The 15,582-nt window shown below is 68.7% G+C and carries 10 protein-coding genes; 5 read left to right on the forward strand and 5 right to left on the reverse strand.

Annotated elements, in window-relative coordinates:
* Positions 1-69: 69 nt before the first annotated feature.
* Positions 70-3,243 carry an efflux RND transporter permease subunit gene (locus tag ABC319_RS14875; protein ID WP_413070970.1) on the forward strand — a complete coding sequence of 1,058 codons (3,174 nt, stop codon included), beginning with the start codon at positions 70-72 and terminating at the stop codon, positions 3,241-3,243.
* Positions 3,244-3,254: 11 nt separating this feature from the next.
* Complete coding sequence (locus ABC319_RS14880) at positions 3,255-4,658, forward strand: efflux transporter outer membrane subunit (protein ID WP_413070971.1); 1,404 nt, start codon at positions 3,255-3,257, stop codon at positions 4,656-4,658.
* A 13-nt stretch (positions 4,659-4,671) separates the two neighbouring features.
* On the opposite strand, the gene ABC319_RS14885 is transcribed toward ABC319_RS14880, so the two are convergent.
* Positions 4,672-7,746, reverse strand: coding sequence for a glycosyl hydrolase family 28-related protein (locus ABC319_RS14885; RefSeq protein ID WP_413070972.1), 3,075 nt, complete (start codon positions 7,744-7,746; stop codon positions 4,672-4,674).
* A 256-nt stretch (positions 7,747-8,002) separates the two neighbouring features.
* Here ABC319_RS14885 and ABC319_RS14890 point away from each other — a divergent pair, with 256 nt between their 5' ends.
* Positions 8,003-8,500, forward strand: coding sequence for a gluconokinase (locus ABC319_RS14890; protein WP_413071713.1), 498 nt, complete (start codon positions 8,003-8,005; stop codon positions 8,498-8,500).
* A 29-nt stretch (positions 8,501-8,529) separates the two neighbouring features.
* Here the strand turns inward: ABC319_RS14890 and ABC319_RS14895 are convergent, their stop codons facing one another.
* On the reverse strand, positions 8,530-9,207 hold the full coding sequence (locus ABC319_RS14895) for a FadR/GntR family transcriptional regulator (protein ID WP_413070973.1): 678 nt from the start codon (positions 9,205-9,207) through the stop codon (positions 8,530-8,532).
* Between the two features lie 243 nt (positions 9,208-9,450).
* Here ABC319_RS14895 and ABC319_RS14900 point away from each other — a divergent pair, with 243 nt between their 5' ends.
* Together ABC319_RS14900 and ABC319_RS14905 are read left to right on the forward strand one after the other, a co-directional pair.
* A complete protein-coding gene (locus ABC319_RS14900) occupies positions 9,451-9,696 on the forward strand; it encodes a helix-turn-helix domain-containing protein (protein WP_413071714.1) in 246 nt (81 codons plus the stop codon).
* Positions 9,697-9,778: 82 nt separating this feature from the next.
* Positions 9,779-12,088: a glycoside hydrolase family 31 protein gene (locus tag ABC319_RS14905; protein WP_413070974.1), complete on the forward strand. Its 2,310-nt coding sequence runs from the start codon at positions 9,779-9,781 to the stop codon at positions 12,086-12,088.
* Between the two features lie 390 nt (positions 12,089-12,478).
* Here ABC319_RS14905 and ABC319_RS14910 read toward each other — a convergent pair whose 3' ends face one another.
* The 3 genes from ABC319_RS14910 to ABC319_RS14920 all read right to left on the reverse strand — a co-directional run bounded on the left by ABC319_RS14910 (position 12,479) and on the right by ABC319_RS14920 (position 15,490).
* The gene (locus tag ABC319_RS14910) at positions 12,479-12,952 is read right to left on the reverse strand and encodes a cupin domain-containing protein (RefSeq protein ID WP_413070975.1); all 474 of its coding nucleotides are present in this window, start codon (positions 12,950-12,952) and stop codon (positions 12,479-12,481) included.
* Positions 12,949-14,058 (reverse strand): Gfo/Idh/MocA family protein, encoded by a 1,110-nt coding sequence (locus ABC319_RS14915; protein ID WP_413070976.1) that lies wholly within the window; start codon positions 14,056-14,058, stop codon positions 12,949-12,951. The genes ABC319_RS14910 and ABC319_RS14915 overlap by 4 nt, the downstream gene beginning before the upstream one ends.
* 100 nt (positions 14,059-14,158) lie before the next feature.
* Complete coding sequence (locus ABC319_RS14920; protein ID WP_413070977.1) at positions 14,159-15,490, reverse strand: MFS transporter; 1,332 nt, start codon at positions 15,488-15,490, stop codon at positions 14,159-14,161.
* Positions 15,491-15,582: the final 92 nt, after the last annotated feature.

Below are 15,582 nucleotides of genomic sequence, written 5' to 3' on the forward strand. Positions count from 1 at the left end.
GGCCCGCTGCCGGGCGGACGGGTGAGACCTCGTTCGACCGAACTCCATCCTCTTTCCGGGGAGCCTATCATGCGCCTGTCGCGCTTCTTCATCACACGCCCGATCTTTGCCGGGGTGCTGGCGGTGGTCATCACCATCGTCGGCGCGATCGCCTATTGGGGCCTGCCGATCTCGCAATACCCCGATATCGTGCCGCCGACCGTCACCGTCACGGCCAACTATCCCGGCGCGTCGGCGGAGACGGTGGCAGAGACCGTCGCCGCCCCGATCGAGCAGGAGATCAACGGCGTCGACAACATGCTCTATCAGAGCAGCCAGTCGACCGGCGACGGCACGGTGACGATCACGGTCACTTTCAAGCTGGGCACCGACCTGGATGCGGCGCAGGTGCTGGTGCAGAACCGCGTCGCCGTCGCGGTGCCGCGCCTGCCCGAAGAGGTGCAGCGGCTGGGCGTGGTGACGCGCAAGACGTCGCCGGACTTCCTGATGGTCGTCAATCTGGTGTCGCCGGACAACAGCCTCGATCGCGGCTACATCTCGAACTACGCCCTGACGCAGGTTCGCGACCGGCTGGCGCGGATCGACGGGGTCGGCGACGTCCGGCTGTTCGGCGCCCGCGATTACGCAATGCGGGTGTGGATCGATCCCGGCCGCGCCGCCGCGTTGAACCTGACTGCGGGCGAGATCGTCGCAGCGCTGCGCGCGCAGAACGTGCAGGTGGCGGCCGGTACGCTGGGTCAGCCGCCCTATAACCAGGGCAACGCGTTCCAGCTTAACGTCGAGACGCAGGGGCGGCTGGTCGACCCTGCGCAGTTCGGACGGGTGGTGATCCGCACCGACGCGGACGGCCGGCAGGTGCGCGTGTCCGACGTCGCCCGCGTGGAACTGGGCGCGGCCGATTACGCGTCCAACACCTATCTGTCGGGCGAGCCGACGGTGATCGCGGCGGTGTTCCAGCGCCCCGGATCGAACGCGCTCGCCGCCGCCGAGGCGGTCAGTGCAGAGATGGAGACGATGGCCAAGTCCTTCCCCAAGGGGCTGGAATACCGCGTCATCTATAACCCCACCGAGTTCATCGCCCAGTCGATCGACGCGGTGAAGCATACCCTGGTCGAGGCGATGATCCTGGTCGTGCTCGTCATCCTGGTCTTCCTGCAGAAATGGCGGGCAGCGGTGATCCCGATCGTCGCCATCCCCGTGTCGCTGATCGGCACCTTCGCGGTGCTGGCGGCTCTGGGATACAGCCTGAACAACCTGTCGCTGTTCGGGCTGGTGCTGGCGATCGGCATCGTCGTCGACGACGCGATCGTCGTGGTCGAGAATGTCGAGCGCAACCTGGAACACGGCCTGTCGCCGCTGGAGGCGGCGCGCACGTCGATGGACGAGGTGTCGGGCGCTCTGGTGGCGATCGTGCTGGTGCTGTGCGCCGTGTTCGTGCCGACGCTGTTCCTGACGGGGCTGTCCGGCGCCTTCTATCGCCAGTTCGCGGTCACCATCTCGACGGCGACGGTGATCTCGCTCGTCCTGTCGTTGACCTTGTCGCCGGCGCTCGCGGCGATGCTGCTGAAGGCACACGACCGCGAGCATCGCGGCAATCGCGCCCAGCAACTGGTCCGCCGCGCCGGCGATGCGTTCAACCGCGCGTTCGAGCGGATGAGCGCCGGCTATGCCCGGCTGACCGCCGCGCTGGTCGCCCGGCCGAAGCGGATGATGACGGTCTATGCCGGACTGATCGCGGCGACCGCCGCGCTGTTCTGGGCGACGCCGTCCGGCTTCATTCCCGCGCAGGATCAGGGATATTTCCTGACCGTGGTCCAGCTGCCCTCCGGCGCATCGGTCGAGCGGACCGATGCGGTGGTGCAGAAGGTCGCCAAGCGCATCCTGCCGCTGGCCGGCGTGAAGGGCGCGGTGATGCTGGCCGGGTTCGACGGCCCGTCGCAGACGCTGGCCCCCAACGCTGCGGCGGCGTACATCCCGCTGAAGTCGTTCGAGGAGCGGCAGGAACTGGGCGTGACGCTCGCCAGCATCATGGCCGAGGCTCAGAAGGTGACCGCCGACATCGACGATGCGCGCATCCTGGTGATTCCGCCGCCGTTGATCCAGGGGATCGGCTCGGCCGGTGGATACCGCCTGATCGTGCAGGACAAGAATGGCGGCAGCTATCAGAAGCTGGGCGAGGAAACCGGCAAGCTGATCGGCAAGGCGAACACGACCGAGGGGCTGGCCCAGGTCTTCACCTTCTTCGACAGTGCCACCCCGCGCATCTTCGCCGATGTCGACCGGACCAAGGCCGACATGCTGGGCGTCCCGCCGGAACGGGTGTTCGAGGCGTTGCAGGTCTATCTGGGATCGGCGTTCGTCAACGATTTCAACCTGCTGGGGCGTACCTATCGCGTCACGGCACAGGCAGATGCACCGTTCCGCACGACGCAGGCGGACATCGCCAACCTGAAGACGCGGTCGAATTCGGGTGCGATGGTGCCGATCGGATCGGTGTCGACGTTCCGCGACAAGACGGGCCCGTACCGGGTGACGCGGTACAATCTGTTCCCGGCGGTCGAGGTGGATGGCGACACAGCCCCGGGTTATTCGTCGGGACGGTCGCTGGTGACGATGGAGAAGCTGGCGGCGGAAACCCTGCCGGCCGGATACGGCACCGAGTGGACCGGCATCGCGTTCCAGCAGAAGGCGGCGGGAAGTACGGCGGCGATCGTCTTCGCACTGGCGGTGGTGTTCGTCTTCCTGGTGCTGGCGGCGCAGTACGAAAGCCTGGTGCTGCCGCTGTCGATCATCCTGATCGTGCCGATGTGCCTGCTGGCGGCGATGATCGGCGTGAACCTGCGGGGGATGGACAACAACGTCCTGACCCAGATCGGGCTCGTCGTGCTGATCGCGCTCGCCGCCAAGAACGCGATCCTGGTGGTCGAGTTCGCCAAGCAGGCGGAGGAGCGCGACGGCCTGTCGCCGGCAGAGGCGGCGGTACGCGCGGCGCAGGACCGGTTGAGGCCGATCCTGATGACCAGCTTCGCCTTCATCCTGGGCGCGGTGCCGCTGTTGATCGCCAAGGGCGCCGGTGCCGAATTGCGCCAGGCGCTGGGCACGGCGGTATTCTTCGGAATGCTGGGCGTGACCGGGTTCGGGCTGATCTTCACGCCCACTTTCTACGTCGTCTGCCGCGCGCTGGGCGAGCGGCTCGGCCGGCGCCGGGCAGCGCCCGCCGCGCAGCTTCAGCCGGCGGAATGAGGAGAATGACGATGCGTGCGTTCCTGACGGCTGCCTCTGCCCTGACCCTGGCGGCCTGTGCGGCCGGCCCGGACTATGTCGCGCCGCTGCCGCCACCCACCGCGACGGCCGCATTCTCGACCACCGGCGCGGCCGTCGATGCGGCCGCTCCCGCGGTCGATCGCTGGTGGCAGCTTTACCGCGATCCGGCACTCGATCAGCTGGTCACCGAGGCGCTGGCGGCCAATACGGACCTCCGCGTGGCGGCGGCGCGGCTGGCACGCGCCCGTGCCGCGCTGCGCGAAGTGCGCGGCGACCGGCAGCCGCAGGCGACGGTTAGCGCGCAGGGCACCTATGGCCGCCTGCCGGCGATCCAGACGCTGCCCAGCATCGACCGCGAGGGCTGGCGCGTGGATGGCGGGCTGAACGTCGCATACGAGGTAGACCTGTTCGGCCGGCTGAGCCGCAACGTCGAGGCGGCGCGCGGTGACGTCGCGGCAGCCGATGCCGATCTGGCGGCGGCGCGCGTCGGGATCGTCGCGGAGACGACCCGCGCCTATGCCGATGCGGTCGCCGCCGCCGAGCGGCTGGCCGTTGCCGAGCGGATCGTGGCGCTGATCGACCGCTCGCTGTCGGTGACCGCGCGTCGCGAGGAGGTGGGAATGACCACCAAGCTCGACACCGCGCGTATCGCCGCCCTGCGCGACCAGCGCCGCGCCGACATCCCGACGATCGCGGCGGAGCGGCAGGCGGCGCTGTTCCGGCTGGCGACGCTGACCGGGCGGACGCCGCAGACGCTGAACCCCCTGGCAGCCGCGCGGACGACCACATTGCGGCTCGATCAGCCGATCCCGATCGGCGACGGGGCCGGTCTGTTGGCGCGCCGGCCCGACGTGCGCGCGGCGGAGCGGCGGCTGGCGGCAGCGACCGCGCGGATCGGCGTGGCGACGGCGGATCTGTACCCGCGCATCTCGCTGGGCGGATCGATCGGGCAGACCAGCACCGGGCTGGGCGATCTGTTCGGGGCCGGGCCGCTGCGCTGGCTGCTCGGCCCATTGATCAACTGGACCGCGAACCCCACCAAGGCGCGGGCGCGGATCGCGGGGGCGGAAGCGGATAGCCAGGCCGCGCTGGCGACGTTCGACGGTACGGTATTGCAGGCGCTGGAAGAGACCGAGACCGCGCTGTCGAATTACACACGGGCGATCGAACGGCGCCGCGCACTGGGTTCGGCGCGCGACCAGGCGGCGGTTGCCGCCCGCATCACCCGTGCGCAGCAGCGCGAGGGACAGATCGACAGCCTGGCCCAGTTGGATGCAGAGCGGACGCTGGCCGACACCGAGGCCGCGCTGGCGCTGGCCGACGCGCGGATCGCCGGCGCGCAGGTCGATCTGTTCAGGGCGCTGGGCGGGGGCTGGGGCGCCGAGGCGTCATGACCGGTCGCCCTGGCTAGGGGCGGACACGATAGAGCGAGCGATGGGTCAGGACGAAAAGCGTCCGCCCGTCCTTGCCGCCGAACAGCAGCTGGATGGGGCGTTCGGGTATGTCGATCCGACCGACCGCGCGCCCGTCCCTGTCATGCACGAAGACCTGGCCATTGGCGATGAACACCCGTCCGCGGGCATCGACGGCGACGCTCTCGCCGCCGCGATCGGCGAACGGCTTCACGTCGGTCAACGTGCCCGACGGGCCCACCAGCGCGCTGTACGTCCGCGTTTCGGAGGCATTGCTGACATGGATGCGCGTGCCCGGCTGCCCGGTCACGAAGCCATAGGTGTCCAGCGCGTCGGAGAAGCGGCGCGCGCGAAAGTCGGGCGGTCCCTGCTGGAAGGTGCGGAAGGCGGGGATGACGATGCTGCCGTCGGGAGACACATATTCGCTGGCGCGCGGACGGGCCACGTCGCGAGCGAACATTTCCGCGAGGGTAGTAAAGCGATAGGTGGCGGTGTCGAGCTGGTCGCGGAACTCGCCATTGTTCCACCAATTGCCGGGCATTGCCGTGGCGGCCGTCGGGTGCGGGGTGGCGGGTGTGGCGGGGATCACCGCGATCTGCAACTCGGGCGTACCGGGCCGGAAGCTGTAGACGGTACCGTCGCGTCCCGCCGACGACAGGACGAGCAGGTTGCCCGAAGCGTCGGCCGCCAGGTTGACCGGATCGAGCGTGTTGTCCCGCTCGATCCCCAGTCCCTTCGCCTCCGACCAGCGATAGATGCGCTGCTGCGTTCGATCGACGAAATAGAGCGTGCCGTCGGGCGTGACGGCGCCGCCGCCCAGCGCATCGAAATCGCCGGCGACCTTTTCGACCTGCGCGTTGCCGATCGTTGCAGGCTGCGGCGGGGCGGCAGGTTCGTCGGGGATGTCGAGCGTGGCGAACTCGCGCTCGCGAACCTGCCCGCCGCGCGCCATGTCGACGATGGCGTTCTCGTAAGGGAATTTGTTGGCCCGCAGGAAGGTGGCGCAGCCATTCTCGTCGCAGGTGCCGAGCCCGCTTTCTGCATTCACATGGACGTTGCGGAAGCGGATGTTGCGCGCATTGTACAGGGTGACCGCGGCCGGCTTCGCCTTGGCGGTGCGGGTCACGCGATAGGCGTGGAGGTTGCCGATCAGGATGTCGCGGGAATCGCGGATCTCGAGCGCGACGGCATCGCGGCTCTCGCCACCCTCTTCTTCGGTCTGGGGGGCGAGCAGTTCCCAGTTGGCGACGCGGTCCAGCGCGATCTCGACGCGGCCGTGATGCTCGGCCGACATCTGGTAGACATGGCCAGGCGTCTGCGTGTCGGACACGTACAGGCCTGCCTGCGCATAGGTGTTGGGCGTCCAGATGTTGTTGAACGTGCCGCCGCCGCCGCGCGTGACCCACAGGCTTGGATATTGCGCGTCCCAGCGCTTGGCCGGATCGGCATCGCCGGTCGCGTTGGCGTTGTAGGGGTTGAAGCGCTTTCCGCCGGCCAGGTCGGTGCCGTGGCCGCCCTGAAACTTTACGTCGTCGACCAGCGAACCGGCGCCCGCCGTCCACAGCAGGGCGGTCGCCCGCTGGTTGATGCCGCCGGTGAACAGGCCGATGCCCGACACGATGTTGTCGCCGCCGGGCGCCGATTCCACCAGCGCCTTGGGCGCGCCGATGCCCTGATAGGCGGGAGTGCCGTCGGGCAGGATGATCTGGGTCAGGTTGGGATGCAGCGCGACCAGCACGCTGTCCGGACGCAATCGCAGCGTGTCGGTGACGATGTAGCGGCCGGTGGGGAAGTACACGACCCGGTGGCCGTCGATGGCGCGCTGGATCGCCGCGGTATCGTCGGTGCGATCATCGCCCTTCGCGCCGCCGCCGCGGACATTGTACCAGTCGCCGGCGGCGGGCAGCGCCCGGATCGCCGGGGCGGCACGGGCGGGCAACGCAGGGATCGCTGACGCCTTCATCACCGTCGCGAACCGGCCCATCCGGTCGAGTCCCGGCACGGCGAGGCCGTAGTTGAAGCTGGCGACGCGGTAAGCCGCGCCGGTGCCGGGCACCGCCTTCCCGCTGTCGCGGAAGCGCGCGAAGGTCGGCGTGCCGGCAGCGACCGCATTCTCGAACGCGATCTGCGTGTAGGCATTGTCCTCGTTCGAGATGACGACCGCGGCGCGCGAGACGTTCTCGAAGCGGACGTCCTTGCCGAACAGCCAGTCGCCATAGCCCTTGTCGATGTCGATGCCGACCGGCGTGTCGCGGATCGCGACATTGACCATGGTCAACCCGGCCTCATGCTCGCGGATCGCAGCCTCGCGCTGCCCCTCGAACGTCGCATCGATCAGCGCGAACGGCCAGGCGGGGGAGGGCTTCTCGGTCAGGATACCGTAGCGGCCGCCGCGGAAGTGCAGGTCCTGGCCGATGTTGCCGACCTGATAGAGCCCGGCGAGGCCCGACCCGATATCGAAGTCCATGTGGCTGACGAACGCATGCTGCGCGGCGTGGAAGCGGATCGCAGTAGCGGCGGGGTTGCCGTCGCCAATCCGGATGTCGATGTTGCCGATCGCCGAGTAGAAGGTGCCGGGGTTGGCGTCGGCGACCTGCGGATCGAACGGCACGCTGCCCGGCACCGGAAAGGGCACCTGGCGCGGTGGCGGCGGGGCGCCGGCATTGCCGCTGCCGCCACCCTCGGTCCGGTCGCCCTCTCCGCTGCGGCGTGCACCGGCGAAGACGATCATGTTGGCGAGGCCGCGCTGGAAACCGGGCGTTCGATCCGCCAGTATGATGCGCGGCCGCTGCTCGCCGACGCCGAACAGCCGGACGCCGGGCCACAGGAACACGGTACGGGTGATGCGGTAGGTGCCGGCGGGCAGGAAGACGATGCCGCCGCCGCCCTTGTCGGCCGCCGCGTCGATCGCGCGCTGGATCGCGACGGTGTCGTCGGCGCGACCGTCGCCCTTGCCCTTCACGACGATGGCGGCGGGGTCGTTGGGGCGGATGGTCAGGGCGGAGGTGGCAGCGAGGGCGGGCAGGGGGACCGCCAGCATCGTCACGGCCGTCAGAATGCCAGCGCGCATGCCATTTTCCTTCTTGCGGTACGGACTTCGCCAACGGCCATGTCACCGTCCGTCCGTATATTCGTGAGTAGATGCCCGGCGACAGGCGGACATCCACGACCATGGTCGCGGTTATGACCACTATGCCACCGACATAGAAGATTTCGACCGCCGGTGAGGAATGCGACGTGCACGCCGCTCGAGCGTTGGAGGGGGTATGCCGGACGTGAAACGATCTCCTGCGGAGCAGCATGCCGTGCCCCTGGCGATCGTGGTCATGGGCGTCAGCGGCAGCGGCAAGTCGACGCTGGGTATCCGTCTGGCGGACGCGTTTCATTGCCCATTCTTGGAAGGCGACGATTTCCACGATGCCGCCGCGGTCGAGAAGATGCGGAGCGGTGAGCCGCTGACCGACGACGACCGCTGGCCGTGGCTCGACCGGCTTGGCCGGGCGCTGGCCGTCGCGGCGCAGGAGCATGGGCGCGCGGTGGCGGCGTGTTCGGCATTGCGCCGGGTGTATCGCGAACGGCTGGAGGCAGCGGTGGGCGGCGCGACCCGGTTCGTGCTGCTGGACAACGATCGCGACGTGCTGGCGCGGCGCATGGCGGCGCGACCCGGCCACTACATGCCCGCCAGCCTGGTCGACAGCCAGCTGGCAACGCTCGAGCGCCCGGAGGCGGACGAGCCGGCCATCACGCTGGATTCGAACGCCCCGCCGGACCGGCTGTGCAGGGAGGCGAGGGCCTGGATCGACGGCGGCGCGCCCCGGGCGTAGGACGCCGCCCGCTACGACGGCGGATGCCGCTACGGCATCAGGCGCTTGCGTCCTTCCGACAGGTGCCACCGCATCGCCAGCGCCGCGGCGTCGCCATCCTGCGCGCGGATCGCGTCCACGATCATCTCATGCTCGCGCATCATGACGCCGATCACCTCCGGCGGCCGCGAACGCGAAATCTCGACACCGGCGCGCATGATCCGGTCGACGTCGGGAAACAGCGCATCGAACGTCGCCGGGAACGCCGGATTGGCGGTCGCCAGTGCGATCTGGCGATGGAGTTCCATATCCTCGTCATGCGCCGGTGCGCTGGACAGGAGGGCACCGCGTAGCGTCGCCAGCGCTTCCTCGATCCGCACCATCGCCTCCGGCGAGCGTCGGATGGCCGCCAGCCGGGCGGTCTCCGCCTCCAGAACGAAGCGGACCTCGAAGGTGCCGAGTGTCGCCGACAGTCCTGCCGCAGGCAGATGGGCGAGCATGCGATCGGAGGGGCGGCTTTTGACGAAGGAGCCGGCGCCGCGCCGCGCCTCGGTAATGCCATCGGATGCAAGGCGGGCCAGCGCCTCGCGAACGATCGTTCGGGACATGCCGAACCGCTCCGCCAGATGCGCCTCCGACGGCAGGCGGTGCCCGACGGCCAGATCGTCGACCGCGATCAAGTCGACGATGCCGGTATATGCCCGGTCTGCCAGCCGTTCCTGCGTCATCCCCACCCCCGATCCCGGCCAAATCTGTAGGACAGCATCTACCCCGATCCAATCGCGAAACAGCGGACAATCAGGAAAAATTAGTAGAAGTCGCTTGAATCTGTCCAACCACTTCATCTACCCTCGTGACAACGACCCCGTAACCGACGTGCCGCACGGCACGTCGTCGTCAAGGGCGGGGCGGGATCAGGGAGGCTGGCGGCGACCGTGAAGGGGCATCAGGATCTTGAGCGACCGGGCGGCGTGACCGCCGATGGTGGACCGGCAGCGGCGACGATCGCCGCGCGACTGACACCGACCCAGTTGAAGGTCATGCAGGGCGTTCATTCGGGCTTGCTGAACAAGCAGATCGCCTATGACCTGGGCATCGCCGAAAAGACGGTGAAGGCGCATATGACCGCGCTGATGCGCAAGCTGAACGTCAGCAATCGCACGCAGGTGGCGATCGTGGCGCAGTCGCTGGGCGAGGAACGGCGTCTGGCGGGTTGATCTTGCCTGCGACCTGGGTCATTCGGACGATCGATACGGCGCGGGACACATCGTAGCCGGTGCAACAAGCGGGAGAGGCGGGATGAAGTCGGGCAGATTTTTGGTAGCGCTATCATTGTTGGCGCCGGCGGTGGCGTCCGCCGACCCGATGGCGACCGTCGACCGGCATGGCAGCAAGGTTTCCGTCGAACCTTACGCCCCCAACATTGTCCGCGTGACCATCGCGCTGGATCATGACGGGTCCGCCGCCGCACCGGGATATGGCATCACGGCAAAGGCCGCGCCGGCGGGATGGCGGCACAGCGCGGATGCGACGGGCGACGTGTTCGCGTCGAACGCCATGACCGTCACGGTCGCGCCGCAGCCGTGGCCGGGTGCGCCCAGCCAGATGGCGCGGTATTTCGCGCCCTCGCTGCCGCCGGTGGGGGTGACGATCCGCACCGCCGACGGACGCGAGATCGCGATGAAGGGGTGGGAAATGGCCCCCCACGACGTGGCGGGCGAGCACACGTTCCGCGCCGGTGCCACCTTCGCCGCCGACGAGGACGAGCATTTCTATGGATTGGGGCAGAACCAGGAAGGTTTCCTGGACCTGAAAGGCCGCACGATCGACTGCCGCCACTGGTACGATGCGCCGGCCGGCGAACAGGTGTGCGTACCCTATCTGGTCAGCAGCAAACGCTACGCGATCCTGTGGGACAATCCATCGGCGCTGCGCGTGTCCCCCGGACTGCACGGCAAGACCCGCTTCCAGTCGGAAGTGGGTGAGAAGGTGTCGTTCTTCGTCATCGTCGCGGACAAGGCGAACGACCTGTATGCAGGCTATGCGCAGCTGACCGGACGCACCCCGCTGCCGCCAAAATCGGCGTTCGGCCTGATCCAGTCGAAGGCGCGGTACGAGAGCCAGCAGGAACTGACCGGCATCGCCGACGGCTATCGCAGCCGCAACTACCCGATCGATATCATGGTGCTCGACTGGTTCTACTGGACGCGGATGGGCCAGATCGACATCGATCGCAAATACTTCCCCGATCCCAAGGCGATGAACGACCGGCTGCACGGGCAGGGGATGGAATCGATCATCTCGGTCTGGCCGCGGTTCGAGAAGGAAAGCCGCTATTTCAGCTATCTGGCCAGCAAGGGCTGGCTGCTGAAGGACAAGGACGGCAAGCCGGCCGACGGGCTGGCCGAACGATACGACCGTGCCGGCGCGCTGATCGATTCGACCAATCCGGAGGCCCGCAGCTGGTTCTGGCGGACGGTGAGCGACAATATCCTGAGCCAGGGGTTCGATTACCTGTGGCTGGACGAAACAGAGCCCGACCTGGTGCCGGACGGCTATTTCTACTCGATCGGATCGGGCGACCGGTACCATAACCTGTTCCCGCTGCTGCACACGCAGGGTGCCGCCGACGGTGCCGCGCGCGACATGCCGAACAAGCGCAACCTGATCCTGGCGCGTGCCGCCTATCTGGGCGCGCAGGCGAACGGCGCGCTGTTCTGGTCGTCGGACGTGGAATCGACGTGGGAAGCGCTGCGTCGGCAGGTGCCGACCGGGCTGAACATGACGGCATCGGGCATCGCCAACTGGTCGAGCGACACCGGCGGGTGGCAGTGGCCGTCGGGGCCGAAGGCGAAGCATGCGCCGCTGGTCGATCCGGCCGGCGCGACCGCGATGGGCGCCGACTATGCCGATTATCCCGAGCTGTTCGTCCGCTGGTTCCAGTACAATGCCTTCACCCCGACGCTGCGCATCCATGGCCAGCGTCCGGCTGCGGCGATCTGGGAATATGGCAAGGCGGCGGAGCCGATCCTGGCCGACTGGCTGCGGCTGCGATACTCGCTGATCCCGTATATCTATCCGCTCGCGCGGCAGACGTACGACAGCGGCGCTCCGTATATGCGGGCGCTGTGGATGGATTTCGCCGCCGATCCGGCGGTGGCGGCGATCGGCGACGAGTATATGTTCGGATCCGCCTTCCTGGTGGCGCCGGTGACCGAGCAGGGGGCGACCAGCCGCCGCGTCTACCTGCCTGCCGGGACCGAGTGGTACGACTGGTGGACGAACCAGAAGCATGCCGGCGGCACCTGGATCGACGCCGCCGCCCCGATCGCGCGGATGCCGCTGTTCGTGCGCGCCGGATCGATCGTGCCGCTGGGCAAGCAGGTGCCGAGCACGGCGACGCGCCAGCTGCTGGAGGAGGTGCGCGTGTTCCCCGGCCGCGACGGCACCGCGACGCTGTACGACGACGACGGCCAGACGCAGGACTACAAGAAGGCGACAGGCGGCGTCACGCTGAAGTGGGACGACCGTGCGCGCAAGCTGACCGCCGGCGGCAAGCTGCCGACCGGGCAGGCGCTGGAGCCGCTGGTGCGGGTCGTCGGGGGGTAGGGAGCGGATCGATCCGGCTTCACCGAATTCGCGTAAAGGGCGGGGGGTCGAGGCCGAGGGGCAATCGACCACCGGAAGAAGGCTCCGATCCCCTCCGTCATTCCCGCGCAGGCGGGAATCCAGACACGCCGGGGCTGCTTGCAGAGCCGCGACGGTGGGGGTTCTGGATCCCCGCCTGCGCGGGGATGACGGGAACTGGTTCGGGTGGATGCGGCTACAAGCGGCGCATGGGTGGAGAGGCCCCTTCCCTTGAAGGACAGGGGAGTTGGGGTCCGTTACGCTGGGTAGGATGCCGGAATGGCTTCTGCCTCCCTGCCGTCCATCCCCGGCCGATCCGACGATCTTTAAGCCGGTCCGGTGATGAGCAGCGGCGGGTCGTCGTCCGGACCCTTACTCCCCGCGCGGCAGTTTCATGCCCAGCAGCACCAGCTTGCCGCCGGTGATCCCGAACCAGTGCGGCACCCCGGCCGGTACCAGGATCACGTCGCCGGGAGCGAGTGGGCGCGTGGTGCCGCCGTCGATGCGGCTGCCCTCGACCAGGTCGGGGCGGTTGGCCTTCGCATCGACCATCGTGCCGCCCGAGACCAGGGTGCCCGCACCCTCGATCACGATCGCATATTCGGCCTGATCGGGATGGACGGCTGGCTTGCCGGGGCGCTTCCAATATTCGAGTGCCGCGACGGTGCGGCCGTCTTTCAGAAGCGGGCGATAGTGGAAGCCGCGGCCATCGCGCATCTCGGTCGCCATGGCGGCGACGGCGGCGCGGATTTCCGCGCTGGTCGCCAGTCCGGCGGGTGCGGCCGGGGTTTGCGCCGCCGCCGGTGACGACAGCGCGGCGATCGCGAGCAGGACGGTGCGGGTCATGCGCGGCCGTCCAGCCGGATCGTCCGCCCCTCGCGCGCGGAGCGGTAGATCGCCTCGACGATGCGGATGTCGCGCAGGCCCTCCTCGCCCGAGACGATCGGCTCGCGCCCGCTGGTCGCGCACTGCGCCAGGTGATCGAGCTGGCCGACGAACTGGTTGACAGCGGGGCCGGCAGGCGGGGCGGTGATCTCGCGCTCGCGACCGTCCTTGCCGGTCCACATCCGGTTGCCCTCGTACCGGGTCGCCGGTTCCAGTTCGATGCGGCCCTGATCGCCCATCAGCAGGATGCGGTTCTGGTTGGCGCTGTACATCGACTGGCACCCGGCGAGCGCGCCGGAGGGGAATTCGAGCGTCCAGTCGATCATGTCCTCGACCTCGGTGAAGCGCGGGTCGCGGCGATCGGTGGACTCGCGCGCGGTGACGGCGATCGGCTCCTCGCCCGTCATGTAGCGCGCCGCCTGAAGGCTGTAGACGCCCATGTCCATCAGCGAGCCGCCACCGGCCAGCGCCTTCTTCAGGCGCCACGCGTCGGGGCTGCGTTGCACGAAGCCGTGTTCGGACCGGACGTAGCGGATCTTGCCGGCACCGCCGGTGTGCGCCAGCCGCATCGCTTCGAGGTTATACGGCTCGAAATGGCAGCGATAGCCGATCATCAGCTTGCGGTTGGCGGCTTTGCAGGCGGCGATCATCGCCTCGCATTCCGCGACCGAGACGGCCATCGGCTTCTCGCACATGACGTGCTTGCCGGCCTTCGCGGCGCGAATCGAATATTCGGCATGCATCGAGTTGGGAAGGCAGACATAGACGATGTCGACGTCGGGATTGTCGCGGATGCGGTCGAAATCGGCGTAGGAGTAGATCGCACGGTCGGACAGGCCGTGCTCCTTCGCGACCTGCTTCGCCTTGGCGGGATCGCCGCTGACGACGGCGGCGAGGCGGCTGTGCGTGCAGTTGGCGAATTGCGGGATGATGATGCGCAGCCCGTAATAGCCCAGCCCGACGATCGCGTAGCCCAGCTTGCGCGGCGGCGCGGCGCAGGCGGGCGCGGCCATGCCGACCGCCAGCGCCGCAGCAGAGAGCAGCAGATCGCGTCGTTCGATGTCCATCGCCGTTCCTCCCGGTCGCATCCTGTCGCCCGGATCGTACAGGGGCGGGGGAGGGGTTCAACGCTTTCATGGTCCTAGAGGAAGTAGCGGTGGGGCGCGATCAGGCGCGCTGGCGGGCCCATTCCTTGTTGGTCGCCAGCGCGACGAGCGTGCAGATCGCGCCCGACAGCAGGTACGCGCCGACCGCCCACAGCCCGAACCGGTCGGCCAGGAACAGCGCGACCAGCGGCGCGAAGCCGGCGCCGATCAGCCAGGCCGAATTGGCGACGATCGCCGCGCCGGTATAGCGGTGCTGCGAGGGAAAGCGGTCGTTGACCAGCCCCGACGACTGTCCGAAGGCGAGGCCGAGCAGCGCGAAGCCGCCGATCATATAGGCCGCCTCTCCCCAGCCGCCGGCGCCCAGCAGCTGCGGTGCGAAGCCCGAATAGGCGCCGATCAGCACCGCTGACACGCCCAGCACGGCGCGGCGGCCAACGCGGTCGGCGATCAGCCCCGACGCCAGGATCGCGATCACGCCGACGACCGCGCCGACCGCCTCGATCAGGAGGAAGCGCACCGGATCCTCACCCGCCGACAGCGTCACCCACGACAGCGGGAAGACGGTGACGAGGTGGAACATGGCGAAGCTGGCTAGCGGGGCGAAGGCGCCCAGCACGATCGTCCGCCATTCGATGAACAGCGTGGCGAAGGCGGGCGAGGGCTGCAACTCGCGGCTCTCGAACAGCTGTGCGAATTCGGGCGTGGCGACGAGGCGCAGGCGCGCGAACAGCGCCACGACGTTGATCGCCAGCACCACGAAGAACGGGTAGCGCCAGCCCCAGGACAGGAAGTCGGCCGGGGTGAGAACGGCGAGCAGATAGGTGAACAGCGCCAGCGCGACGAGCAGGCCGAGCGGGGCGCCCAGCTGCGGGATCATCGCGTACCAGCCGCGCTTCTCCTCGGGCGCGTTCAGCGACAGGAGCGAGGGCAGGCCGTCCCACGCGCCGCCCAGCGCCATCCCCTGCGCGAAGCGGGCGAGGCCGAGCAGCACGGCGGAAACCGCGCCGACCTGCGCGTAGCCGGGCAGCAGCGAGATCGCCATGGTCGAGCCGCCGAGCAGGAACAGTGCCAGCGTCAGCTTGACGCCGCGCCCGTAGCGGCGGTCCAGCTCCATGAAGAGCAGCGTGCCGAACGGCCGGGCGACGAAGGCGAGCGCGAAGACCGCGAACGAGTAGAGCGTGCCGGTGACCGCATCGACATACGGGAAGACGACCCGCGGGAAGACCAGCACCGACGCGATCGCGTAGACGAAGAAGTCGAAGAACTCCGACGTGCGCCCGACGATCACGCCGATCGCGATCTCCGCCGGGGCGACGCGATGCTCGCGCGCGTTCACCAGCCGCGCGTCGCGTTCCAGAGGCGTCGAGTTCGCCGGGGCGGTGGATGCCGTCATGTCCGTCATGCCTTCCCTCTACCCGCCGATAGCCGACCGGCGGGATTGGACAAAATGTCCAATGTAGCGGGCCGCCGCCGGGGCCTATCCGG

The organism is Sphingomonas phoenicis (assembly GCF_047238005.1).
GTDB lineage: Bacteria > Pseudomonadota > Alphaproteobacteria > Sphingomonadales > Sphingomonadaceae > Sphingomonas.